Source organism: Mesorhizobium sp. M0058, assembly GCF_040323095.1.
In the GTDB taxonomy this organism is placed as follows: domain Bacteria; phylum Pseudomonadota; class Alphaproteobacteria; order Rhizobiales; family Rhizobiaceae; genus Mesorhizobium.
Genome location: NZ_JAMYUQ010000015.1, coordinates 165,289 through 188,918 on the forward strand (window position 1 = coordinate 165,289; position 23,630 = coordinate 188,918).

Here is a 23,630-nt window from a genome sequence, read left to right on the forward strand (position 1 = left end):
TCTCAGTTGTTCTTGAGTTTCTTGGCGCTGACCAGGTCGCGCGCCGCAAGGTCGAGGATCCGGCCTGCCGCCGCACGCGCCGCCGCGGCATCGCGCATGCGCAGCGCCTCGACCACCTCACGGTGCGCCGCCACCGCTTCCATGCGCCGGGCGAGCGAAATGGTCGCAGTTGCTTCGAGCGAGAATTTCAGCCCGGTGTCGATAAGATTGCCGATCTGGCGGAAGATCGGGTTGTGGCTCGCGGCATAGACGATCTGGTGGAAAGTGATGTCCGAGCGCGAGAAGGCGGCGAGATCCTCGCCGGCATTGGCCATGCCGCGCCAGGCGGCTTCGAGATCGGCGATCTCCTGCAGCGTCGCACGAGTCGCCGCCAGTTCAGCTACCAGCGGCTCGATGGCGCGGCGCGTCTCGAGGATGGCGTCGAACAATTTGTCGTCCAGTGCATGCGGCGCGTGCCAGGCCAGCACCTGCGGGTCGATGATGTTCCAGTTGTCCTGTTCACATACAACCGTGCCGATGCGGGGCCGCGACAGCACCAGCCCCTTGGCGGCCAGCACCTTCAAGGCCTCGCGGATGACGGTGCGGCTGACGCCATATTCGACGCCGAGTTCGTTTTCGGTCGGCAGGGACGAGCCGGCGGGATAGCGTCCGGAAAAGATGTCTGAGGCAAGCGCCTTGGTCACATCGGGCATGACGCGCGGGCGGCGGGTGTCGCCTGATGCCTTCTTCGAAGTGTCGGTCACCTCAGCCCTCCTCCAAGGCGGCGAAACCACTGATCTCGCGTCCCCGGCCTTACCGGATGCGGATGATTTGCGCCAGCGATCCCTGGTCAGAGCATGTAGCTCAATTATCATACCAGATCAATTGACGAGTATGATAAAAAGAATTAGAGACTCTGCATCCGGGCTGAGCGCCCGGCCATCGCTGGGAGGTAATCATGCGACTTCTGAAGACCGCGCTCGTCGCGGGCGCCCTTGCCGTGCTGTCCGTCACGACCATCGCTGCATATGCTCAGGACACCAAGATAGGTTTTATCGTCAAACAGCCCGAGGAGCCGTGGTTCCAGGACGAATGGAAGTTCGCCGACCAGGCCGCCAAGGAGAAGGGTTTTACCCTGGTCAAGATCGGCGCCGAGGACGGTGAGAAGCTGATGTCGGCGATCGACAATCTCGGCGCGCAGGGCGCGCAAGGCTTCATCGTCTGCACGCCTGATGTGAAGCTCGGCCCCGGCATCGTCGCCAAGGCCGCCGCCAACAATCTCAAGCTGATGACGGTTGATGACCGTCTGGTCGGCGCAGACGGGAAGGCGCTGGAAGACGTGCCGCATATGGGCATTTCGGCGACCAAGATCGGCGAGGCCGTCGGCCAGGCGATCGTCGACGAAATGAAGGCGCGCGGCTGGAAGGCCGACGAGGTTGGCGCCATCCGCGTCTCCTATGATCAGTTGCCGACCGCCGTCGACCGGGTCGAAGGCGCCATTTCGGTGCTCAAGGCCAACGGCTTCAAGGCCGAAATCATCTTTGACGCGCCGCAGGCCAAGACCGATACCGAGGCTGCGCTCAATGCGGCGACGGTGGTACTCAACGCCCATGCCGACATCAAGAAGTGGGTCTCCTTCGGCCTCAACGACGAAGCCGTTCTCGGCGCCGTGCGCGCTTCCGAAAGCGTCGGCATCCCGGCCGAAAACGTGATCGGCGTCGGCATTGGCGGCGCGGATTCGGCGATCAACGAGTTCAAGAAGCCGACCGCCACCGGCTTCGTCGGCACGGTGATCATCTCGCCGAAGCGTCACGGCTACGAGACTGCGCTCAACATGTATGACTGGGTCGCCAACAACAAGGAACCCGAGAAGCTCATCCTGACCGCCGGTGCGCTGGCCAAGCGCGACGACTACCAGACGGTCCGCAAGGGTCTCGGCATCGAATAATCCTCCCTGTACAAACAGGCGGCGGCTCACAGTCGCCGCCTGTTTGGCATGGCAAAAGGATAGGCGCCCCATGTCCTTTCTCGACTTCTCGGAAATCACCAAGACCTATCCGGGCGTCAAGGCGCTGTCCGGCGTCTCGTTCAGCGTCGACAAGGGCGCCGTGCATGGCTTGATGGGCGAGAACGGCGCCGGCAAATCCACGCTGATCAAGATCCTGTCGGGCGACCAGCATGCCGATGACGGCGAGATCCTCATCGACGGCAAGATGCAAGCCTATGCAACGACGCGAGATGCCTTCGACAATGGCGTCATCGTCATCCACCAGGAGCTACAGCTGGTTCCTGAGCTCACTGTTGCCGAAAACCTCAGCCTTGGCCGCTTCCCCACCAACGCCGGCATCATCGCCCGCGCCAGAATGCTGGAAGACGTCGGCGCCAAGCTGAAATCGGCGGGCATCGACATCGATATCAGCCGCAAGGTCAAGACGCTGTCCATCGGCGAACGGCAGATGGTCGAGATCGCCAAGGCGATCATGCTCGACGCGCGCGTCATCGCTCTGGATGAGCCGACCTCGTCATTGTCGTCGCGCGAAAGCGAAATTCTGTTTGCCCTGATCGACCGCCTGCGCGGCGAGGGCAAGGTCATCATCTATGTCTCGCACCGGCTGGACGAAGTGTTCCGCCTCTGCGACAGCCTGACCGTGCTGCGCGACGGCAAGCTCGCGGCGCACCATGCGTCACTGAAAGACGTCACGCGCGATCAGGTCGTCGCCGAAATGGTTGGCCGCGAAATCTCCGACATCTGGGGGTTTCGCCCACGCCCGGCTGGCGATGTCCGGCTGAAGGTCGACGCTGTTTGCGGAGTAAAACTGACGACGCCCGCCAGCTTCGAGGCGAGGGCGGGCGAGATCGTCGGCTTCTTCGGTCTGATCGGCGCGGGCCGCTCCGAACTGATGCGGCTGGTCTTCGGCGCCGACCCGCGCTCAGGCGGCACCATTACCGTTGATGGCAAGGTCGTTCATGCCACCGATCCGCATGACGCGATCCGCGCCGGCATCGTTTTGTGCTCGGAAGACCGCAAGCATGACGGCATCATCCAGGGCCGCTCGATCGAGGAGAACATCAACATCTCGTCGCGGCGTCATCACACGCGCTTCGGAATCCTGAACCGCGCCAGCGAGATCGCCACCGCCGAGACCTTCATCAAGAAGCTCAAGGTGCGCACGCCGTCGCGCAAGCAGGACATCATCAACCTCTCCGGCGGCAACCAGCAGAAGGTCATTCTCGGCCGCTGGCTGTCGGAGCAGGGCGTGCGCGTGCTTATCGTCGACGAGCCGACACGCGGTATCGACGTCGGCGCCAAAGCGGAAATCTACGAACTGCTCTACCAGCTTGCCGAAGACGGCATGGCGATCGTCGTCGTCTCGTCCGAATTGCCGGAAGTGATGGGCATTTGCGACCGCATCCTGGTGATGTGCGGCGGGCGGGTCAGCGCCGAACTCGCGCGCGACCAGTTCGCCGAAAAAGCGATCCTGGCCGCCGCTCTTCCCGATCAGAAAACCCCCGACGCGATCGCATCCTGAGGATCTTTGCCATGACCGATCAGTTGAAGAAGATCCTGCTCGGCGAACAGGGCCTCGTCGTGATCTTCATCGTCGCCTTCGCGCTGGTGTCGCTGCTGGTGCCGAATTTTCTGACTGACCGCAACATGCTCGGCCTGCTGCAGTCGGTGGTCACCGTCGGCATTGTCGCCTGCACCATGATGTTCTGCCTTGCCGCGCGCGACTTCGACCTCTCGGTCGGCTCCATCGTCGCCTTTGCCGGCATGGTCGCGGTGATGGCGTCGAACTATACCGGTTCGATCCTGCTCGGGCTTCTCGCGGCAATCGCCTGCGGCGCCTTCGTCGGCTTCATCAATGGCGTCGTCATCGCCAAATTCCGCATCAACGCACTGATCACGACGCTTGCCACCATGCAGATCGTGCGCGGCCTTGCGCTGATCGCATCGGACGGCCGCGCCGTCGGCATCAACAGCCCGGATTTCTACCAACTGGCGCTGTCGAAGCTGTTCGGCATTCCGACGCCGGTCTGGGTCCTGGCCGTGCTGTTCTGCATCTTCGGTTTTGTCCTCAATCGTACCGTGTTCGGCAAGAACACGCTGGCCATCGGCGGCAACCCGGAGGCTTCGCGCCTGGCCGGCGTCAATGTCGACTGGACGCGGATCTGGATCTTTGCTCTGCAGGGCGTGGTCTGCGGCATCGCCGGCATCCTTCTGGCCTCGCGCATCACGTCGGGCCAGCCCAATGCCGCGGTCGGGCTTGAACTCTCGGTCATCTCGGCCTGCGTGCTCGGCGGCGTCTCGCTTGCCGGCGGCCGCGCCACCATGTCGGGCGTCATCGTCGGCGTGCTGATCATGGGCATCGCCGAAAACGCCATGAACCTGCTCAACATCCCGGCGTTCTACCAATACATTGTGCGCGGTGTGATCCTGCTGCTTGCCGTTTTGCTCGACAATCTGCGTTCGTCGGCACTGGGCCGGCGCTGACCATCTTCCAGTGGAGTGACAGCCATGGCTGAGCGCCTGTCCGGCAAACGCATCTTCCTCACCGGCGCCGCGCAAGGCATTGGGCTTGCCATCGCTGAAGCTTGCCTCGCCGAAGGGGCAAGGCTGTTCCTGGTCGATCGCGACGGCGCGCTGCTGGACAAAGCGGTCGCCGGCCTAGCAGCGCCGCAGGGCCATGTCGGGCATGTCTCAGCCGACATCAGCGACGGGGCCGCGATTGCCGCTGCCGTCAGCCGGGCGACCGACGCGATCGGGCCGATCAACGCGCTGATCAACAATGCGGGGATGAATGTGTTCTCGACGCCGCTCGAGGCGACTGAGGAGGAGTGGAACCGCAATTTCGATGTCAACGTCAAAGGCGCCTGGAACTGCGCCAAGGCGGTGCTGCCGGCAATGATCGCAAATGGCGGTGGCGCGATCCTCAACATCGCCTCGACGCACAGCTTCACCATCATCCCTCATACCTTCCCCTATCCCGTGGCCAAGCACGCGCTGCTTGGGCTGACCAAGTCGCTGGCGCTGGAATATGCCGGGCAGGGCGTGCGCGTGAACGCGCTGGCGCCCGGTTATGTCGAGACGCAGAAGGCAGCCGACTATTGGAACAGTTTTGCCGATCCGGTTGCGGCGCGCGCCAGGACGCTGGCGCTGCATCCCGGCGGCCGCATCGCCTCGGCGCGCGAGATCGCGCTGGCCGCTGTGTTCATGATTTCCGAGGAGTGCCCGTTCATGAACGCCGCGACCCTCGTCGTCGATGGCGGGCTCAGCCAGCTACAGCATCCCGCCTGAATGCTAGAGAGGCTCTATTTCTACGGCATCGACCGCCGGCCTAATGGAGCAAGCAGTCGCGATCAGAAACGCTCGCGATAGGCGCGCGGATTGGTGCCCAGCACGCGCAGAAAGCCGCGCCGCATGGTTTCTTCCGAGCCGAAACCGCAGCGGCGGGCCGTCTGGTTGACGGGCTGGCCACGCTCCAGCATCCGCCGCGCCGCCTCGATCCGGATCTCCTCGATCGCGCGGGCAGGTGTCCGGCCGGTGGCCTCGCGATAGCGCCGCGAGAAGCTGCGCGGGCTCATATTGGCGTGGTCGGCCAACTGCGTGAGCGACAGGTCACCGGCCAGATTTTCGAGGATCCAGCCATGCAGCCGGTCGAAGCGCCCGTCGCCTTGCTGCAGCTTGAGGGTCTGGCTGAATTGCGCCTGGCCACCGGGACGTTTCAGGAAGACCACCAACTCGCGCGCCACGCCGAGCGCCGTGTGCCGGCCAAGGTCGGCCTCGACGAGGGAGAGGGCGAGATCGATCCCCGCCGTTACGCCGGCGGATGTCCAGACATTGCCGTCGCGGATGAAGATCGGATCGGGTTCGAGCCGGACCGCGGGAAAGCGCCGGGCGAACTCCGCGCAGCGTCCCCAATGGGTCACCGCGCGGCGGCCGTCGAGCAGGCCAGCCGTCGCCAGCAGCATGGCGCCGCTGCAGACGGAAGCGGTTCGGGTGGCATCGCGCGAGCGACCGGCGATCCATTGGACCAGTTCGGAATCCTCGCAGGCTGCGTTGACGCCCCATCCGCCGGGCACGACCAGCGTGTCGATCTCACCTCCGTGCGCCGGCAGCGCTGCGGTCTCCAGCACGAGACCCGCCGATGTCCTGATCCGCGGCGAGGCGGCGACGACCACGACCTCGTAGGGCGCTGGTTCACCTGACTGCCTCTTGAAGTCGTTGGCGCTGGCAAAGACCTGGAGCGGTCCGCTGACGTCGAGGAGCTGGATGTCGGGATAGGCAAGTACTTCGATACGGCGCATTGGTTTGGCCCGAAGCGAGGGATGAATGGCAATCGTGCCAAAACATGATGCCGTAGATTGCCCGAAGTCAACCCACGGAGATTTCCATGCCCCTTCGTTTCGGCATCCTCGTATTCCCCAACGTCCAACAACTCGACCTCACCGGCCCATACGAAGTCCTGGCATCGGCCAAGGATGCCGAGGTGGAGCTGATCTGGAAGGATCGCAACCCGGTGACGTCATCGACGCGCCTCTCGCTGACGCCAACCGCGACCTTCGACGATTGCCGGCCTCTCGACGTGCTGTGCATTCCGGGCGGGGGTGGGGTCAACGCGCTGCTGGAGGACCAGACAGTCCTCGATTTCGTATGGGAGCGCGCGGGGCAGGTGCGCTACATCACCTCCGTTTGCAGCGGTGCCCTGGTGCTTGGGGCGGCCGGACTGCTGAGGGGCAAGCGCGCGACCACGCACTGGTATGCGCATGATTTCCTTGACGAGTTCGGAGCGATCCCGGTCGACGAGCGTATCGTCGAAGACGGCAAGCTCATCACCGCCGGCGGCGTCACTTCGGGGATCGACTTCGGCCTGGCGCTGGTTGCGAGGCTGCTTGGACAGGAGGAGGCCGAGATCGTGCAGCTCTCGCTCGAATACGCCCCGGTTCCTCCCTTTCGGTCCGGCACGCCCGCCGAGGCGTCGCCTGCGGTGCTGGCGCAGGCAAAAAAGCGCCTCTCTGGTTCGAGGCGGGTTCGCGAGGCAATCTTCGCTCGCTGGCGCGAGGCTCGCGCCGCCGCTGCGCCGGCGCGCATCCACGGCTGAAGCAGCAAGGCCGAAGGTGCATCCCCTGGCCCTTCGGCCTCGCTGCGTTTCCACTGTTGACAGGTCCCTTCGTCTGTGCAGAAATTGGTTGGACCATTGAACCACTTCGGTAATAGCCCCGGTGACCGGATTCAGCCTTCCGCCGATCCAGACGACGGCCCGCGACGACGCGGTGCTGAAGGCGTTGGCCGGCTTCGTCATGCGCGAGAAGCTGGAACCCGGTGAGAGGCTGCCGACCGAACGCATCCTCGCTGAGCGTCTGAAGGTCAGCCGCAATACGGTGCGCGAGGCGCTGACGCGCTGGGAAGGGCTTGGCCTGGTCGAGCGCCGGCAGGGCTCGGGCACCTATCTCAAGGCCGCCGTCTCGCTCGACATGCTGCACATGCCGCTGACGCTTGCCGGCGGCAATGATTTCACCGGCCTGATGCGCACGCTGGAAATCCGCCGCGCGCTGGAAGCGGAAGCCGCCGCCCTTTGCGCCATTCGTGCCGACAAGGACGACCTCGCCGAGATCGAGCGCAAGCTCGACATCATGGAGGAAGAGTTTCTCAGCCGCGCCGGCATGTCGTCGGAAGAGGACTGGGAATTCCATCAGGCGATCTACCGCGCCTGCGGCAATCCGCTGTTCGAGCAGATTATCGCCGCCATGCACGAACTGTTCCACCGCTTCTGGGAACATCCGCTCGGCGTGCGCGATTTCGGCCACGCAAGCTTTCCCTACCACCGCACCATGTTCGACTGCATCGCCGCGCACGATCCGGAAGGCGCCCGGGCCGAAGCGCTGAAGCTGATCGCCACGGTCGAGGACGATTTGAAGCGCGGCGCCGCCAACCTCAAACTTTCGGTCCGCACATGAACGAGCACAGCTTCGACCCAGGCATTTCCGGCAGCGACTATCTCGCCGAGGCGGCGACGCTTCTGGCGCATGACGACCCGTTCCCCGGCAATGCGGTGGTGCCGCCGATCTACCAGACCTCGCTGTTCACCTTCGCCAGCTATGCCGACATGGCCGACACCTTTGCCGGGCGCAGGAAACAGCCGATCTATTCGCGCGGCGACAATCCGACGGTGATGGAATTCGAGTCGCGCGTCGCAGCGCTTGAAGGTGCTGAAGCCGCACGTGGTTTTTCGAGCGGCATGGCTGCGATCAGCGCGACGTTGCTGGCTTTCGTCGGCGCAGGCGAACGCATCCTTGCGGTGCGCAATTGCTATGGCGACGCCTACCGACTGTTCGAGCGGCTGTTTCCGCGCCTGCATATCAAGGTCGACTATGTCGACGGCTCCGATCCGGATGCGGTGGCCGCGGCACTTCCCGGTGCGAAACTGCTCTACCTGGAAAGCCCGACCTCGATGATGTTCGAGCTGCAGGATCTCGAACATCTGACGCGGCTGGCGAAAGAGCAGGGCATCGTCACCACAATCGACAATTCCTGGGCGACGCCGGTGTTCCAGAAGCCGATCCTGCACGGCGTCGATCTGGTGCTGCACTCGGCCTCGAAATATCTCGGCGGCCACAGCGATACCGTCGCCGGTGTGGTGGCGGGCTCGGCCGCCCATATCAAGCACATCAACGACCAGACCTACTCGCAGCTTGGCGCAAAGCTGTCGCCCTTCGAGGGCTGGCTGCTGTTGCGCGGCCTGCGCACGCTGCCGCTGAGACTGCCGCATCACATGAAGAGCGGGCTCATCATCGCCGAGCGCTTGAAGGCGCATGACAAGGTCGAGCGGGTCAATCATCCCGCCTATTCCAACCATCCCGGCAAGAAGACGCTTGCCGGCTATGCCGGGCTGTTCTCCTTCGAGGTGACGGAGGATGTCGACATTCCCGCTTTCGTCGATGCGCTGAAATTTTTCCGCATCGGCGTCAGCTGGGGCGGTCATGAAAGCCTGGTCGTGCCGGCAAAGGCCTCGCTCGAGCAGACACCGGGTCTCAATTCGATGGCGCGCTTCGGCGTCAGCCCCCGAACCATCCGCTTCAATGTCGGATTGGAAAGCGTCGAAGACCTCTGGGCCGACATCGGCCAGGCCTTCGACAAAGCAAAAAAATGACTGGGTTCAAAATGGGAGTTCTGAACATGAAACGACTGAGCATCATGCTTGCCACCGCTGCCGGCCTGGCGATGTCCGCCAGCGGCGCGCTGGCCGATACCACCCTCAAGCTGGTCGAGGTCATCACCAGCCCGCAGCGCACCGAATTCCTGAAGAAGCAGATCGCCGAGTTCGAGGCCGCCAATGCCGGCGTCAAGGTCGAGGTGGTCTCGCTGCCCTGGGGGCAGGCCTTCGAGAAATTCCTCACCATGGTGCAGGCCGGCGATACGCCCGACATCGTCGAGATGCCGGAGCGCTGGATGGGCCTGTACGCCACCAACGGCCAGCTCGAGGATCTCGGCCCTTACATGGCCAAATGGGACGACGCCAAGACGCTGGGCGACCGCGCCAAGCAATTCGGCTCGACCGTCAACAACACCCAGTTCATGATCCCGTACGGCTACTATGTGAATGCGCTGTTCTGGAACAAGAAGCTGTTCAAGGAGGCCGGTCTCGACGGCCCGCCGGCGACGCTCGACGACTTCATCGCCGACTCCAAGAAGATCTCCGCCATTCCGGGCAAGTACGGCTACTGCCTGCGCGGTGGCCCGGGCGCCTTCAACGGCATGCACATGTTCATGAACATCGCCGCTGGCAAGGGCGGCTACTTCAACGAGGACGGCACCTCGACCATCAACGAGGAGGGCTCGGTCAAGGGCCTGCAGATGCTGGCCGACATGTACAAGGACGGGCTGGCGCCCAAGGATGCGGTGAGCTGGGGCTTTAACGAGACCGTCACCGGCTTCTATTCCGGCACCTGCGCCATGCTCAACCAGGATCCGGATGCGCTGATCGGCATTGCCGACAAGATGAGTGCCGACGATTTTGCCGTGGCGCCGCTGCCTGTGGGGCCAAGCGGCAAATCCTATCCGACGCTGGGCTATGCCGGCTGGGCGATGTTCGCCAATTCGCAGCACAAGGACGATGCCTGGAAGCTGATGGCGACGCTGTTGTCGCCCAAGGACAATCTCGAATGGGCCAAGGAAGTCGGCGTCGTGCCGATCCACAATGGCGCCGACCAGGATGCCCACTTCAAGACCGAGCAGTTCAAAGGCTGGTTCACCGAACTCAGCGACACTTCCAAATATGAAATGGTGACGCCGCCGACACATCTGGAGAACCTCGGCAATTTCGTCGACCAGGTGGCGATCAAGAATTTCCAGGAAGTGCTGCTCGGCCAGAAGTCGGCCAAGGACGTTGCCGATCAATGGGCCGCGTTCCTGACCAAGGAACAGCAGGACTGGCTGGCCAAGAACAAGAAGTAGTTCTTCCACCTTCTCCCCGTTTACGGGGAGAAGATGGCCCGAATGCATGTCGCCCAAAAGTGCGTAGCGGTTTTGGGACAACGACATGCACAGACAGGCCCGGATGAGGGGCAGCGCGAGCACCCCAAGGCTGGCGCCGCCCCTCATCTGCCTGCCGGCATCTTCTCCCCGTGAACGGGGAGAAGGGTGCTGTTGCCGCTGTCGGCACCCACCCATGACTGTTGAGCGCTAATGACTTATGCCGTGTCCGAAATACGATCCGCCGGCCGGCCGCGAAAGAAGCGGCTGACGCATGCAGCAATCGAGCCCTGGCTTTATCTCAGCCCGGCGATCGTTCTGCTGGTCGTGGTGCTGCTGGTGCCGCTGATCATCGGCATCAGCTATTCGTTCCGGAAGTTCTCCGCCTTCAAATCCGAATATGTCGGCCTCGGCCAGTATCAGGCGATGCTGACCGACCAGGTGCTGGGGCAGGCGCTGGTCAACACGCTCTGGTGGACCGTCGCCAGCCTTTTCTTCCAGTTCTTCCTCGGCCTGGGTCTGGCGTTGCTGCTCGACAAACCGTTTGTCGGGCGCAAGTTCGTGCAGGCGGTGGTGTTCCTGCCCTGGGCGGTGCCATCTTTCCTGTCGGGCCTGACCTGGGCGTGGCTGTTCAATCCGATCATCGGACCACTGCCGCATTGGCTCTTCACGCTCGGGCTGAAGGCCGAGCCGACCAATGTGCTGTCCGATCCGGCCACCGCCATGTGGGGGCCGATCATCGCCAACATCTGGTTCGGCATTCCGTTCTTCGCCATCACCCTGCTGGCGGCGCTGAAGTCGATCCCGTCGGAACTGCATGAGGCGGCCGCAATCGACGGCGCTTCGCCCTGGCAGCGCTTCACCAAGGTGACGCTGCCGTTCCTGGCGCCGACCATCGTCATCACCGTCATGCTGCGTACGATCTGGATCGCCACCTTCGCCGATCTGATCTTTGTCATGACCGAGGGCGGGCCGGCGGGCTCGACCAGCACGGTGCCGGTCTACATCTATGTCAGCGCCTTCAAGTCGCTGGACAAGGGCTATGCATCGGCGGTGGCGGTGCTGCTCTTGGTCTTGCTCATCGCCTATGCGATCGCGCTGATCGCCATCCGCAGGTTGCTGGTGAGGCACGTCTGATGATTGCCGGACGCTCTACCTCCTCGCGCATCTTCAGCGGCATCGGCCTCTACACGGCGATTGCCGCCTATATGATCTTTGCGCTGTTTCCGATCTTCTGGACGCTGAAGATCTCGGTGACGCCGGAGCGGCTGCTCTATTCCGAGGGCATCACGCTGTGGCCGTCGCAGACCACCTTCCGCAACTTCATCACTGTCCTGGAAGCCTCGGATTTCCCCCGCTATTTCCTCAACAGCGTCATCGTATCGGTGTCGACGGCGGCGCTCGTCACGGTCATCGCCACGCTCGCCGGTTACGCCATGTCGCGCTTCACCTTTCGCGGCAAGGCGACACTGGCGATCATGCTTTTGCTGACGCAAACCTTCCCGCTGGTGATGGTCATTCCGCCGATCTACCGTGTCATGGGCGAGCTTGGCCTGACCAACAGCCTGGTTGGGCTGATCATCATCTACACCGCCTTCAACACCGCCTTCGCCACCTTCCTGATGCAGTCCTTCTTCGACGGCATTCCGAAGGATCTGGAGGAGGCGGCGATGATCGACGGCTGCACCCGCGCCCAGGCGATGCGCAAGGTGATCGTGCCGCTGACCTTGCCCGGCATGGGCGCGACGCTCGGCTTTGTCTTCACCGCCGCCTGGAGCGAATTGCTGTTTGCGCTGATGCTGATCTCCAGCGATGACCAGAAGACATTTGCCGTCGGCCTGCTCACCTATATCGGCAAGTTTGCCGTCGACTGGGGGCAGATGATGGCGGCGTCGATCCTGGCGCTGATCCCGGTATGCATCTTCTTCGCCTTCCTGCAACGCTATCTCGTCACCGGCCTCACCGCCGGCGCGGTCAAAGGATAATCGATGGCTTCCGTCACGCTGCAAAACGTCGAGAAGGATTACGGTTCGCTGCGCATCCTGCACGGCGTCGACCTCGAGATCGCCGATGGCGAGTTCGTCGTGCTGGTCGGCCCGTCCGGCTGCGGCAAGTCGACCCTTTTGCGCATGATTGCCGGGCTGGAGGAGGTGTCGGGCGGCGAGATCCATATCGGCGATCGGCTGGTCAACGATGTCGCGCCGAAGGACCGCGATATTGCCATGGTGTTCCAGTCCTACGCGCTCTATCCGCACATGGATGTGTCGTCGAATATGGGCTTCAGCCTGCTTTTGAAGAAGGCGGAGAAGACGACGATCGACGGCAGGGTAGGGGCGGCGGCCAAGCGCCTCGGCCTCGACAGTTTCCTCGGCCGTCTGCCCAGGCAACTGTCCGGCGGCCAGCGCCAGCGCGTCGCCATGGGCCGCGCCATCGTGCGCGATCCCAAAGTGTTTCTGTTCGACGAGCCGCTCAGCAATCTCGACGCCAAATTGCGCGTGCATATGCGCGCCGAGATCAAGGCGCTGCACCAGCAGCTCAAGACCACATCGGTCTATGTCACCCACGACCAGATCGAAGCCATGACTATGGCCGACCGCATCGTCGTCATGCATGACGGTTACGTCCAGCAGGTCGGCCATCCGCTCGAACTCTACGATCGGCCGATCAACACTTTTGTGGCCGGCTTCATCGGCTCGCCCGGCATGAATTTCTTTCCGGCGACAGTCGCCAAGGGCGGCAAGGTGGATGCGGTGCTGGCCGACGGCCAGAAGCTGAGATTGCCTGATGGCTTGCCATCGAAGGATGGCGATGTGCTCACCGTCGGGCTACGGCCGGAGCACATCCAGCTTGCCGACGATGGTCCGCTCAAGGCAGAAGTCGAGGTGGTCGAGCCGCTCGGCCTGTCGACGCAGTTCTATGTCCGGCTCGCCAACCAGCTGGTTTGTGTCTTCGTCATGGGACGCAGCACTATCCGACCGCGCGATACGGTGCGGCTGTCTGCCGATCCGGCGGCGCTGCATCTGTTCGATCCCGCAAGCGGCAACCGCATCGGGTAATCCTATCGAAGGCTGCCCAGGCTGGCATACATGCCGGTGGTACGGAACTGCGTCGGGTTGATGCCGTAGAGCCGGCGGAAGACTTTCGAGAAATAGTTGGCGTCCTCGAAGCCGCACAGGATGGCGACCTCCTTGACCGGCAGGAAATCGGCTTTGGTTAGCAGCTTCGCCGCCCGCTGCAGCCGCTGCTGCAGCACGAACTCGGCCGGCGGAACGCCTTCGCTCTCGGCGAAGCAGCGCGAGAAATGGGCGCGGCTGAGGCCGCTGATCTGGACGAGCTCGGCCACCGGCAAGGGCTTGTCGAGATTGGCGTTGATATGATCGATGACCGGCTGCATGACGCTCTGTTTCTCAGTGAAGGCGTGCGAGCCGAAGACATCGTCGTAAAGCGCCATCGCCGCCTCATAGGCGATAGCCGAAGCAGCGCCAGGCGAAGCGCCGCCCTTGATCAGGCGCAGGCTGCAATCGGCGAGATGATCGATCGTCTCCGGCTGCAGCCGAAACACCGGGCCGGAGACGCTGAGTATGGATTTGTGGACGCGCAGCGCCTCCTCGCCATTCATCGAGATCCAGAAATATTCCCAGCGGTCGCCCTTCTCCAGCCAGTAGCGATGGTTGTGTGGCACCAGCACCAGCAGCGTGTCGTTGGCCTGCAGGCGGTAGTTGCGGTTCTCGTAGCGCAGCTGGCCGGTGCCGCTGATCGTGTGCTGCAGCACGGTGAACGGTGTCTGGCCGCGCTTGCGCCCATCCCAGTCATAGGTCACGCCCTCGCGTACTTCATAGCCGGTGCTGGTGGGCATGGCATGCAGGCGCTGGCGGCCGCGCGGCAGCGAGATGGTGCGCATCAACTGTCCGTTGGCGATCAGATCATGCAGCACAAAATTACCCTCGAAAGCATAATCGTTCTCTGGCCGCGCCCTGGAATAACGGCATAATCCAAATCCTGAGAACGCGAAAGACCCGCGGTCGAGGAGCGGGCGGGGAGGAGAACGAGCCGGAATTCCGGCTCGAATGGCATGCGCGCCAAGGCGGGCCGCCATTCCCTTTCCTGTTGCTCCTTACCCGGCATTCGAATTGATCGAGGTGAAGGTGATGAGTTTCAAAATCGCTATTATCGGCGCGGGCAGCGTCGGCTTCACCAAGAAGCTGTTCACCGACATTTTGTGCATCCCGGAATTCAGCGACATCGAATTCGCGCTGACCGATGTCAGCGAACACAATCTGCAAATGATCAAGGCGATCCTCGACCGCATCGTCGAGGCCAACAAGCTGCCGACCAGGGTGACGGCGACGACCGACCGCCGCAAGGCGCTGGAAGGCGCGCGCTACGTCATCAGCTGCGTGCGGGTGGGCGGGCTCGAAGCCTATGCCGACGATATCCGCATTCCCTTGAAATACGGCATCGACCAGTGCGTCGGTGACACGATTTGCGCCGGGGGCATCCTCTACGGCCAGCGCAACATCCCGGTCATCCTCGACTTCTGCAAGGACATATTGGAGGTCGCCGAGCCAGGCGCCAAATTCCTCAACTATGCCAACCCGATGGCGATGAACACCTGGGCGGCGATCGAATATGGCAAGGTCGATACGGTCGGCCTCTGCCACGGTGTCCAGCACGGCGCCGAACAGATCGCCGAAGTGCTCGGCGCCAAGTCGCACAGCGAACTCGATTATGTCTGCTCCGGTATCAACCACCAGACCTGGTTCATCGATTTGCGGCTCAACGGCCGCAAGATCGGCAAGGACGAACTGGTGGCTGCCTTCGAGGCGCATCCGGTCTATTCGCAGCAGGAAAAGCTGCGCATCGACGTGCTGAAGCGCTTCGGCGTCTACTCCACCGAAAGCAACGGTCATCTCTCTGAATATCTGCCCTGGTATCGCAAGCGGCCGGACGAAATCACCCGCTGGATCGACATGTCCGACTGGATCCATGGCGAGACCGGCGGCTATCTTCGCTACTCCACGGAAACCCGCAACTGGTTCGAGACGGAATATCCGCAATTCCTCGAAGCGGCGTCGAAGCCGCTCGACGTATCGAAGCGCTCGAACGAGCATGCCAGCCATATTCTCGAAGCGCTGGAGACGAACCGCGTCTATCGCGGCCACTTCAACGTCAAGAACGCCGGCATCATCACCAATCTGCCGCAGGACGCGATCATCGAATCGCCCGGCTTCGTCGATCGCTTCGGCATCAACATGGCGTCAGGCATCACGCTGCCGGAAGCCTGCGCGGCCACCTGCATGGCTTCGATCAACGTCCAGCGCATGTCGGTGCATGCGGCTGTTACGGGCGACATTGACCTGCTCAAGCTCGCGGTGCTGCACGATCCGCTGGTGGGTGCGGTGTCGACGCCGGAAGAGGTCTGGCAGATGGTCGACGAGATGGTCGTCGCCCAGGCGCGTTGGCTGCCGCAATACGCCGATGCCGTGCCGGCCGCCAAGGAGCGGCTTTCGAAATCGATGGTGAAAACCCGCGACTGGGCGGGTGCGGCGCGGCGCAAAGTGCGCTCGATCGAGGAACTGCGCGCCGAAAAAACGGCCCTGAAACAGGCCGGCTGAGAATGCTGGCAGGCGGACAGCGGGAGGCCGGTTCGCCAATCAGCCATCATGAATAGATGCGGCAGCAGCAGACGTCGAAACATCTGGGAGGAACACAATGAGGAACTTTCGTGGAATTGGAATTCTCGCCGGGCGAAGAATGGGCATTCTCGCCGGGCGAAGAATTGGCATTCTCGCCGGGCTGGCGCTGAGCGTCTCGGCATTGGCGCTTGGCAGTGCATACGCGTCCGAGCCGACCACGCCGCCGGCGCCGGCGGCGTTTCCCGCCGAGGGCAAAATCAAATACGTCGCCCGCGATTCCATCCTGGAGTTCAAGGCGCTGCCCGAATATCACGAGCCCGAGTGGGTCACCGAGAAATACGTCAAGACTGGCAAGCTGCCGCCGGTCAAGGATCGCCTGCCGAAGGAGCCGCTGGTGTTCAAGACCGGCAACATGCCGGACGGCATCGGCGTTTATGGCGACACCATGCGCCACGTCATTGGCGGCCGGCCGGAAGGCTGGAATTATGGCGCCGGCCAGACCCAAGGATGGGGCGGCATCGACATCGGCCTTTCGGAATGCCTGACGCGCACCGCGCCTTTGTTCCAGGTCGAGGCCAAGGACACCGAGCCGCTGCCCAACCTCGCCAGGAGCTGGGACTGGTCGAAGGATGGCCACACGCTGACCATGCACCTGGTCGAAGGCGCCAAATGGTCTGACGGCGTTGCCTTCAATGCCGACGATGTCATGTTCTACTGGGACGATGAGGTCGTCGACCCCAATGTCTCGCCGTTGAACGGCGCCACAGCGGAAACCTTCGGTGTCGGCACGACGCTGAAGAAGGTCGACGACTACACCGTCGAGTGGACCTTCAAGGACGCTTTCCCCAAACAGTATCTCTACGCCATGGCCTACGGCACCTTCTGCCCCGGCCCGGCGCATATCCTGAAGCCGCAGCATCCGAAGTACTCGAAGAATACCTACGAGCAGTTCAAGAACGCGTTCCCGCCGGAATATATGAACATTCCGGTGATGGGTGCCTGGGTGCCGGTGGAGTATAGGCCCGACGACATCATCGTCTTGCGCCGCAATCCCTACTACTGGAAGGTCGACGAGAAGGGCAACCAGCTGCCCTATCTCAACGAACTGCACTACAAGCTGTCGACCTGGGCCGACCGCGACGTGCAGGCGGTGGCAGGGGCCGCCGACTTCTCCAACCTCGAGCAGCCGGAGAATTTCGTCGCTTCGCTGAAGCGAGCGGCGGACAAGGACGCGCCGGCCCGGCTCGCCTTTGGCCCGCGCCTGATCGGCTACAATCTGCGCATGAACTTTTCCGCCAATGGCTGGGGCAATCCCGACGAACGCGGCCAGGCGATCCGCGAGCTCAATCGCAATGAGGACTTCCGCAAGGGCATCACCATGGCGCTTGACCGCAAGGCGCTCGGCGACTCGCTGGTCAAGGGGCCGTTCACCGCCATCTACCCCGGTGGCTTTTCCTCGGGCACCAGCTTCTATGACCGCAACTCGACCGCCTACTATCCCTTCGACATCGAGGGCGCCAAGGCGGAACTGGCCAAGGCTGGTCTCAAGGATACGGATGGCGACGGCTTCGTGAACTTCCCGGCCGGGACCGCCGGCGGCAAGAATGTCGAGATCGTGATGCTGGTCAACAATGACTACGGCACCGACAAGAGCCTCGCCGAAGGCGTCGTCGGCCAGATGGAAAAGCTTGGCATCAGGGTCGTGCTCAACGGCCTCAACGGCACCCAGCGTGATGCCTCGCAATATTCCGGCCGCTTCGACTGGCTGATCAGGCGCAACGAGCAGGAGCTGACTTCCGTCGTGCAGAATACCGTGCAACTCGCGCCCGTCGGACCCAAGACCAGCTGGGATCACCGCGCGCCCGAAAGCGGCGTGGTCGACCTGATGCCGTTCGAAAAGGAGCTTGTCGACATCGTCAACAAGTTCGTCTCCTCGTCAGACAATGACGAGCGCGCCAGCCTGATGAAGACGTTCCAGAAGATCTCGACGGAGCATGTCTACAATATCGGACTGACCGAATATCCCGGCGCCCTGATCATCAACAAGCGCTTCTCCAACATCCCGCAGGGAACGCCGATCTTCATGTTCAACTGGGCCGAGGATTCGATCGTGCGCGAACGCGTCTTCGTCGCCGCCGACAAGCAGCAGAAATACGAACTCTTTCCCGACCAGCTTCCCGGCAAGCCCGGCGACAAGGGTCCGACGAACTGAGTTTCCTCCCCTGGCTGACGCCCGGCCGCGCTGCGCGCGGCCGGGACGGAGTAAGGTCAGCGGCAACAGATTAGATCCAAGGAGGAGAAACGGTCCGATGCTGCGATTCCTGGCCATGCGCATAGCATCGGCGGTCCCGGTCATGGTCATCCTGAGCCTGGTCACCTTTGCCATCATCCAGGCGCCGCCGGGCGACTATGCCGACTATATCCGCTCGCAGCTCATCAACCAGGGCGGGGCGTCTTTTGCCGAAGCCGACGCGCAGGCGCAAGCCTATCGGGTCGAGCACGGCCTCGATAAACCGCTGCCCGTCCAGTACCTGAACTGGGTCGCCGGCATCATCACCCGCGGCGATTTCGGCTACAGCCTCTATTACAACAAGCCGGTCGCCGCCGTGGTCGGCGAGCGGCTGCCGCGCACGCTGCTGCTGGCACTGGTCTGCCATCTGCTGGCGTCGGTGCTCGGCATCACCTTCGGCATCTGGGCGGCGACCAGGCAATACACATGGATCGACTCGGCGCTGTCGGCCATCTCCTTCCTCGGCATGACGGTGCCGCGCTTCCTGATGGCGCTGATCATCGTCTATCTCCTGGTCTTCCAGTTCAACGTGTCGGAGATCGGCAGCTTCTTCTCGCCGCAATATGGCGGCGCGCCGTGGTCGTGGGCGAAATTCGCCGACCTCGTCAAGCATGTCTGGCCGGTGGTGGCGATCGCCACCTTCGGCGGGCTCGCCTACAATATGCGCGTCATGCGCGGCAATCTGCTCGATACGCTGAACGCGCAATATGTCGAGACGGCCAAGGCCAAGGGCCTGACCGGCAGCGCCGTCGTCATGCGCCATGCCGTGCCCAACGCACTGCACCCGCTCATCATGTATCAGGGCGTGGTGCTGCCCTACATGCTGACCGGCGAGATCGAGACGGCGATCATCTTTGCGCTGCCGACGGTCGGGCCGGCCATTGTCGGCTCGATGGCGGTCGGCGACGTTTATGTCACGGCGACCTTCATGATGGTGCTGTCGGCAACGCTGATCGTCGGCAACATCATCGCCGACATGCTGCTCGCGCTGCTCGATCCGCGCGTACGCCAGTTCAGGGAGAGCTAGATGCTGGCGCGTGACCCATCCCCGCCGCCGCCCCCGGCTGAAGCAACCGCGATTGCGACCCCACGCGGCAATGAGAGCTATATGGCGCTGGTCTGGCGCCGGCTGAGGCGCTCCTGGACCGGCATGGCCGGGCTGATCCTGGTCGTGCTTCTGGTGCTGATGGCGCTATTCGCCGATTTCTTCGCGCCGATGGACCCCAAGGTGACCGATGTCGCTTTCGCCCCGCCGCAAGTGATGAGTTTTCACGACAGAGACGGGAATTTCGTGCTCCAGCCGCGGGTCTATGCGCTGGCGGATTCTGCTGACCTCGACCCGGTCACCTTCCAGCCGGTCGTCGGGCCGGATTACGAGCATCCGCGCCTGCTCGGCTTCTTCGTCAAGGGCGCCGACTACCGGCTGCTTGGACTGATCCCCGCCAACCGGCATTTCTTCGCTTCGGCCGACGGCCAGCCGGTGCATTTTCTCGGCACCGACAAATTCGGCCGGGATGTGTTGTCGCGCGCCATCCAGGGCTCGCGCGTCTCGCTGATGATAGCGCTGACGGTGGTGTTCATCATCACCGTCATCGGCACCACGGTCGGCATGGTCTCGGGCTATTTCGGCGGCCGCTTCGACGTCTGGATGCAGCGCTTTGTCGAGCTGGTGCTCGCCTTCCCGCAATTGCCGCTCTATCTTGCGCTGACGACGCTGATCCCGGTGACCGCGCCGACCAACGTCTTCCTCGCCTTCGTCATCATCGTCATGTCGGCGCTGGGCTGGGCGCAGATGTCGCGCGAGGTGCGCGGCAAGACGCTGGCGCTGGCGCGGATCGACTATGTGCGCGCCGCCATGGCGGTCGGCGCCACCGACATGCGCATCATCATGCAGCACATTTTCCCCAATGTGATGAGCCACGTCATCGTCGCCGTGACGATCGCCATCCCGACGGTGGTGCTGCTCGAAGCCTTTCTCGGCTTCCTCGGCTTCGCGGTGAAGCCGCCGCTGATCTCGTGGGGGCTGATGCTGCAGGACACGGCTACCTATTCGGTCATCGGCACCTATCCGTGGATCCTGTCGCCGGTCGGCTTCGTGCTGATCACCGTCTTTGCCTTCAACGCGCTGGGCGACGGCCTGCGCGATGCCGTCGATCCTTATTGAGGTGGCCGGGATGACTGTAGCGCTCGCAGCCACCTTCGCACCAGCCGTCCGGTTCGACCATGCCGGCCGCCACGACCAACCCATCATCGATGCCCGCAACATCGAGGTCGCCTTCAAGGTCGAGCACGGCGTCGTCGACGCGGTGAAGGATGTCTCGTTCCAGCTCTATCGCGGGGAGACGATCGCCATCGTCGGCGAGTCCGGTTCCGGCAAGTCGGTGACGGCGCGCGCTGTCATGGGGCTCTTGTCAAAGCGGGCCACCGTGTCGCCGAAATCCACCATCCACTATTGCGGGCAGGACATACTGAAATTCCCCGAGAGCGCCCGGCGCAAGCTGCGCGGCAATCGCATCTCGATGATCTTCCAGGAGCCGATGAGCTCGCTCAACCCGATCTATACGGTCGGCAGCCAGATCGTCGAGGCGATCAGAGTGCATCGAAAGGTCAGCCGCAAGCAAGCCTGGGCGCGGGCGCTCGAGCTTTTGCGGCATGTCCAGATCCCCGAGCCGGAAGCGCGCATCAAACAGTATCCGCACCAGATGTCGGGCGGGCAGCGCCAGCGCGTGATGATCGCCATGGCGCTCGCCAACGACCCTGATGTGCTGATCGCCGACGAGCCAACGACAGCGCTCGACGTCACGGTGCAAGCACAGATCCTCAATTTGATCCGCAATCTGCAAAAAGAACTCAGGATGGCGGTCATCCTGATCACCCACGACCTCACCGTGGTGCGAAAATTCTCCGACTATGTCTATGTCATGCAGCATGGCGAGATGTGCGAGCACAACGTCACCGAGCGGCTGTTCGCCGACCCGCAGCATGCCTATACCAAGCGGCTGCTCGCTTCAGAGCCGCACGGCAAGCCGCAGCCGCTGCCGGAAAACAGCGGCACCATCCTCGAGGCCCGCGATATGCGCGTCTGCTTCATGCTACGCCATGGCAGCTTCCTGAAGCCGGACTGGCGCGAGCTGGTCGCCGTCGACGATCTCGGCCTGAAGCTTTGCCGCCACGAGACACTGGGGCTGGTCGGCGAATCCGGCTCCGGCAAGACCACCTTCGGTCTCGCCTTGCTCAGGCTCACCGAGGCCAAGCGCGGCGAGGTCAGCTTCGACGGCCAGCCGATCCACGGCCTGTCGCGCGCCGGGATGCGGCCGCTGCGCTCGCGCATGCAGGTCGTTTTTCAGGATCCGTTCTCGTCGCTCAACCCGCGTATGACGATCGGCCAGATCATCGAGGAAGGGCTGGTCGTCAACAGGATCGGCGCGACACGGAGCGAGCGGGTCGGTCGGGTTCGCGACGCCCTGGTCAGCGCCGGCATGCCCGGCGATATCCTGTCGCGGTTCCCGCACGAATTTTCCGGCGGCCAGCGGCAGCGCATCGCCATTGCCCGAGCCATCGCGCTGGAGCCCGAATTCATCCTGCTCGACGAACCGACATCGGCGCTCGACCTTTCGGTGCAGGCGCAGATCATCGACTTGTTGCGCAAGCTGCAGGACGAACGCGGCCTTAGCTATCTCTTCATTTCGCACGACCTCAAGGTGGTGCGCGCGCTCTGCCATCGAGTCATCGTCATGCAGAACGGCAAGATCGTCGAACAGGGACCCGTGAACGAGGTCCTCTCCCATCCCAAGACCGCCTACACCGAACGGCTCGTCAGGGCCGCCTTCGACGTGGCGTAGCAAAGTGCCGGAGGTTTAATAGTGGCAAGACATCCCAGGATCACCTTCATTGGCGCGGGTTCGACCGTGTTCATGAAGAACATTGTCGGCGACGTGCTGCAGCGGCCATCGCTGTCAGGCGCGACGATCGCGCTGATGGACATCAATCCGCAGCGGCTGGAAGAGAGCGCCATCGTCGTCAACAAGCTGATTGCGACGCTGGGCGTGAAGGCGAAGGCCGAGACCTATTCCGACCAGCGCAGGGCGCTCGCCGGCGCCGACTTCGTCGTCGTCGCCTTCCAGATCGGCGGCTTTGAGCCCTGCACCGTCACCGATTTCGAGGTGCCGAAGAAATACGGCCTGCGCCAGACCATTGCCGACACGCTCGGCGTCGGCGGCATCATGCGCGGCCTCCGGACCGTGCCGCATCTGTGGAAGATCTGCGAGGACATGCTGGCCGTCTGCCCCGACGCGATCATGCTGCAATACGTCAACCCGATGGCGATCAACACCTGGGCGATTTCAGAGAAATTTCCTGACATCAAACAGGTCGGCCTCTGCCATTCGGTGCAGGGCACGGCGATGGAACTGGCGCACGATCTCGACATTCCCTACGACGAGATACGCTACCGCTCGGCCGGCATCAACCACATGGCCTTCTACCTGAAGTTCGAGCACCGGCAGCCGGATGGGTCCTACCGCAACCTCTATCCGGACCTGATCCGCGCCTATCGCGAGGGCAGGGCGCCGAAGCCGGGCTGGAACCCGCGCTGCCCCAACAAGGTGCGCTACGAGATGCTGACGCGGCTCGGCTATTTCGTCACCGAAAGCTCCGAGCATTTCGCCGAATACACGCCCTATTTCATCAAGGAAGGCCGCCCCGACCTGATCGACAAGTTCGGCATTCCGCTCGACGAATATCCCAAGCGCTGCATCGAACAGATCGAGCGCTGGAAGGGCCAGGCCGAGGCCTATCGCTCGGCCGACCGCATCGAGGTCGAGCAATCGAAGGAATACGCGTCCTCGATCATGAACTCGGTGTGGACCGGGGAGCCTTCGGTGATCTACGGCAATGTCCGCAACAATGGCTGCATCACCTCGCTGCCGGACAATTGCGCCGCCGAGGTGCCGTGTCTGGTGGACGCCTCCGGCATCCAGCCGACCTATATTGGCGAGCTGCCGCCGCAACTCACCGCGTTGATACGCACCAACATCAATGTGCAGGAATTGACGGTGCAGGCGCTGATGACCGAAAACCGCGAGCACATCTACCACGCGGCGATGATGGATCCGCATACGGCGGCCGAACTCGATCTCGACCAGATCTGGGCGCTGGTCGATGAGTTGCTGGCGACACATCGCGACTGGCTGCCGGCCTGGGCGCGTGGGAGCGCCAAGGTCCGGGCCGCCTGAGCGCTGCTGCGGCGGTATCT

20 protein-coding genes are annotated in these 23,630 nt (G+C 63.0%); 17 read left to right on the top strand and 3 right to left on the bottom strand.

Annotated features, from left to right (window positions below):
• Nucleotides 1-2: 2 nt before the first annotated feature.
• Entirely contained in the window at nt 3-743 is a 741-nt protein-coding gene (locus NKJ75_RS25205; RefSeq protein ID WP_023687899.1) for a FadR/GntR family transcriptional regulator, read from the bottom strand.
• A 194-nt stretch (nt 744-937) separates the two neighbouring features.
• On the opposite strand from NKJ75_RS25205, the gene NKJ75_RS25210 reads away from it, so the two are divergent.
• The 4 genes from NKJ75_RS25210 (at nt 938) to NKJ75_RS25225 (ending at nt 5,275) form a co-directional block, all read left to right on the top strand.
• Nucleotides 938-1,927 (top strand): arabinose ABC transporter substrate-binding protein, encoded by a 990-nt coding sequence (locus tag NKJ75_RS25210; protein WP_023833961.1) that lies wholly within the window; start codon nt 938-940, stop codon nt 1,925-1,927.
• A gap of 70 nt (nt 1,928-1,997) precedes the next feature.
• A complete protein-coding gene (araG, locus tag NKJ75_RS25215) occupies nt 1,998-3,509 on the top strand; it encodes an L-arabinose ABC transporter ATP-binding protein AraG (protein ID WP_023833960.1) in 1,512 nt (503 codons plus the stop codon).
• Between the two features lie 11 nt (nt 3,510-3,520).
• Entirely contained in the window at nt 3,521-4,471 is a 951-nt protein-coding gene (araH, locus tag NKJ75_RS25220) for an L-arabinose ABC transporter permease AraH (protein ID WP_023668120.1), read from the top strand.
• 24 nt (nt 4,472-4,495) lie between these two features.
• Nucleotides 4,496-5,275, top strand: a complete 780-nt coding sequence (locus NKJ75_RS25225; protein ID WP_023691358.1) for an SDR family oxidoreductase — start codon at nt 4,496-4,498, stop codon at nt 5,273-5,275.
• 62 nt (nt 5,276-5,337) lie between these two features.
• On the opposite strand, the gene NKJ75_RS25230 is transcribed toward NKJ75_RS25225, so the two are convergent.
• Nucleotides 5,338-6,285 (bottom strand): GlxA family transcriptional regulator, encoded by a 948-nt coding sequence (locus NKJ75_RS25230; protein WP_352500328.1) that lies wholly within the window; start codon nt 6,283-6,285, stop codon nt 5,338-5,340.
• Between the two features lie 86 nt (nt 6,286-6,371).
• Here NKJ75_RS25230 and NKJ75_RS25235 point away from each other — a divergent pair, with 86 nt between their 5' ends.
• The 7 genes from NKJ75_RS25235 (at nt 6,372) to NKJ75_RS25265 (ending at nt 13,506) form a co-directional block, all read left to right on the top strand.
• Nucleotides 6,372-7,079: a DJ-1/PfpI family protein gene (locus NKJ75_RS25235; protein WP_023833958.1), complete on the top strand. Its 708-nt coding sequence runs from the start codon at nt 6,372-6,374 to the stop codon at nt 7,077-7,079.
• Nucleotides 7,080-7,200: 121 nt separating this feature from the next.
• Nucleotides 7,201-7,935: a FadR/GntR family transcriptional regulator gene (locus NKJ75_RS25240; protein ID WP_023833957.1), complete on the top strand. Its 735-nt coding sequence runs from the start codon at nt 7,201-7,203 to the stop codon at nt 7,933-7,935.
• Nucleotides 7,932-9,128 carry a PLP-dependent transferase gene (locus tag NKJ75_RS25245; RefSeq protein ID WP_023712132.1) on the top strand — a complete coding sequence of 399 codons (1,197 nt, stop codon included), beginning with the start codon at nt 7,932-7,934 and terminating at the stop codon, nt 9,126-9,128. The genes NKJ75_RS25240 and NKJ75_RS25245 overlap by 4 nt, the downstream gene beginning before the upstream one ends.
• A 26-nt stretch (nt 9,129-9,154) precedes the next feature.
• Nucleotides 9,155-10,432, top strand: coding sequence for an ABC transporter substrate-binding protein (locus NKJ75_RS25250; RefSeq protein ID WP_023685297.1), 1,278 nt, complete (start codon nt 9,155-9,157; stop codon nt 10,430-10,432).
• A gap of 231 nt (nt 10,433-10,663) precedes the next feature.
• Nucleotides 10,664-11,587, top strand: a complete 924-nt coding sequence (locus NKJ75_RS25255) for a carbohydrate ABC transporter permease (protein ID WP_023685296.1) — start codon at nt 10,664-10,666, stop codon at nt 11,585-11,587.
• A complete protein-coding gene (locus NKJ75_RS25260; protein WP_023741782.1) occupies nt 11,587-12,435 on the top strand; it encodes a carbohydrate ABC transporter permease in 849 nt (282 codons plus the stop codon). Before NKJ75_RS25255 ends, NKJ75_RS25260 begins: the two co-directional genes overlap by 1 nt.
• A 3-nt stretch (nt 12,436-12,438) precedes the next feature.
• Nucleotides 12,439-13,506, top strand: a complete 1,068-nt coding sequence (locus tag NKJ75_RS25265) for an ABC transporter ATP-binding protein (protein ID WP_023668129.1) — start codon at nt 12,439-12,441, stop codon at nt 13,504-13,506.
• A 2-nt stretch (nt 13,507-13,508) separates the two neighbouring features.
• On the opposite strand, the gene NKJ75_RS25270 is transcribed toward NKJ75_RS25265, so the two are convergent.
• Nucleotides 13,509-14,351, bottom strand: coding sequence for an AraC family ligand binding domain-containing protein (locus NKJ75_RS25270; protein ID WP_081725414.1), 843 nt, complete (start codon nt 14,349-14,351; stop codon nt 13,509-13,511).
• Between the two features lie 247 nt (nt 14,352-14,598).
• On the opposite strand from NKJ75_RS25270, the gene NKJ75_RS25275 reads away from it, so the two are divergent.
• The 6 genes from NKJ75_RS25275 (at nt 14,599) to NKJ75_RS25300 (ending at nt 23,610) form a co-directional block, all read left to right on the top strand.
• Nucleotides 14,599-16,065, top strand: a complete 1,467-nt coding sequence (locus NKJ75_RS25275; protein WP_352500329.1) for an alpha-glucosidase/alpha-galactosidase — start codon at nt 14,599-14,601, stop codon at nt 16,063-16,065.
• Between the two features lie 139 nt (nt 16,066-16,204).
• Nucleotides 16,205-18,298, top strand: coding sequence for an ABC transporter substrate-binding protein (locus NKJ75_RS25280; protein ID WP_352500334.1), 2,094 nt, complete (start codon nt 16,205-16,207; stop codon nt 18,296-18,298).
• A gap of 97 nt (nt 18,299-18,395) precedes the next feature.
• Complete coding sequence (locus NKJ75_RS25285; protein ID WP_023696253.1) at nt 18,396-19,403, top strand: ABC transporter permease; 1,008 nt, start codon at nt 18,396-18,398, stop codon at nt 19,401-19,403.
• Nucleotides 19,404-20,540 carry an ABC transporter permease gene (locus tag NKJ75_RS25290; protein ID WP_023687914.1) on the top strand — a complete coding sequence of 379 codons (1,137 nt, stop codon included), beginning with the start codon at nt 19,404-19,406 and terminating at the stop codon, nt 20,538-20,540.
• 10 nt (nt 20,541-20,550) lie between these two features.
• Entirely contained in the window at nt 20,551-22,218 is a 1,668-nt protein-coding gene (locus NKJ75_RS25295; protein WP_352500330.1) for an ABC transporter ATP-binding protein, read from the top strand.
• Between the two features lie 21 nt (nt 22,219-22,239).
• Complete coding sequence (locus tag NKJ75_RS25300) at nt 22,240-23,610, top strand: alpha-glucosidase/alpha-galactosidase (protein ID WP_352500331.1); 1,371 nt, start codon at nt 22,240-22,242, stop codon at nt 23,608-23,610.
• The last annotated feature ends 20 nt before the right edge of the window (nt 23,611-23,630 follow it).

Bases quoted from the DNA above. Each gene is read 5' to 3' on its own strand.
- NKJ75_RS25280 (WP_352500334.1), top strand. From the start codon at position 16,205: ATGGGCATTCTCGCCGGGCGAAGAATTGGCATTCTCGCCGGGCTGGCG.
- NKJ75_RS25295 (WP_352500330.1), top strand. From the start codon at position 20,551: ATGACTGTAGCGCTCGCAGCCACCTTCGCACCAGCCGTCCGGTTCGAC.
- NKJ75_RS25270 (WP_081725414.1), bottom strand. From the start codon at position 14,351: ATGCGCACCATCTCGCTGCCGCGCGGCCGCCAGCGCCTGCATGCCATG.
- araH (WP_023668120.1), top strand. From the start codon at position 3,521: ATGACCGATCAGTTGAAGAAGATCCTGCTCGGCGAACAGGGCCTCGTC.
- NKJ75_RS25265 (WP_023668129.1), top strand. From the start codon at position 12,439: ATGGCTTCCGTCACGCTGCAAAACGTCGAGAAGGATTACGGTTCGCTG.
- NKJ75_RS25250 (WP_023685297.1), top strand. From the start codon at position 9,155: ATGAAACGACTGAGCATCATGCTTGCCACCGCTGCCGGCCTGGCGATG.
- NKJ75_RS25235 (WP_023833958.1), top strand. From the start codon at position 6,372: ATGCCCCTTCGTTTCGGCATCCTCGTATTCCCCAACGTCCAACAACTC.
- NKJ75_RS25230 (WP_352500328.1), bottom strand. From the start codon at position 6,285: ATGCGCCGTATCGAAGTACTTGCCTATCCCGACATCCAGCTCCTCGAC.
- NKJ75_RS25275 (WP_352500329.1), top strand. From the start codon at position 14,599: ATGAGTTTCAAAATCGCTATTATCGGCGCGGGCAGCGTCGGCTTCACC.
- NKJ75_RS25260 (WP_023741782.1), top strand. From the start codon at position 11,587: ATGATTGCCGGACGCTCTACCTCCTCGCGCATCTTCAGCGGCATCGGC.
- NKJ75_RS25290 (WP_023687914.1), top strand. From the start codon at position 19,404: ATGCTGGCGCGTGACCCATCCCCGCCGCCGCCCCCGGCTGAAGCAACC.
- NKJ75_RS25225 (WP_023691358.1), top strand. From the start codon at position 4,496: ATGGCTGAGCGCCTGTCCGGCAAACGCATCTTCCTCACCGGCGCCGCG.
- araG (WP_023833960.1), top strand. From the start codon at position 1,998: ATGTCCTTTCTCGACTTCTCGGAAATCACCAAGACCTATCCGGGCGTC.
- NKJ75_RS25210 (WP_023833961.1), top strand. From the start codon at position 938: ATGCGACTTCTGAAGACCGCGCTCGTCGCGGGCGCCCTTGCCGTGCTG.
- NKJ75_RS25255 (WP_023685296.1), top strand. From the start codon at position 10,664: ATGACTTATGCCGTGTCCGAAATACGATCCGCCGGCCGGCCGCGAAAG.
- NKJ75_RS25245 (WP_023712132.1), top strand. From the start codon at position 7,932: ATGAACGAGCACAGCTTCGACCCAGGCATTTCCGGCAGCGACTATCTC.
- NKJ75_RS25285 (WP_023696253.1), top strand. From the start codon at position 18,396: ATGCTGCGATTCCTGGCCATGCGCATAGCATCGGCGGTCCCGGTCATG.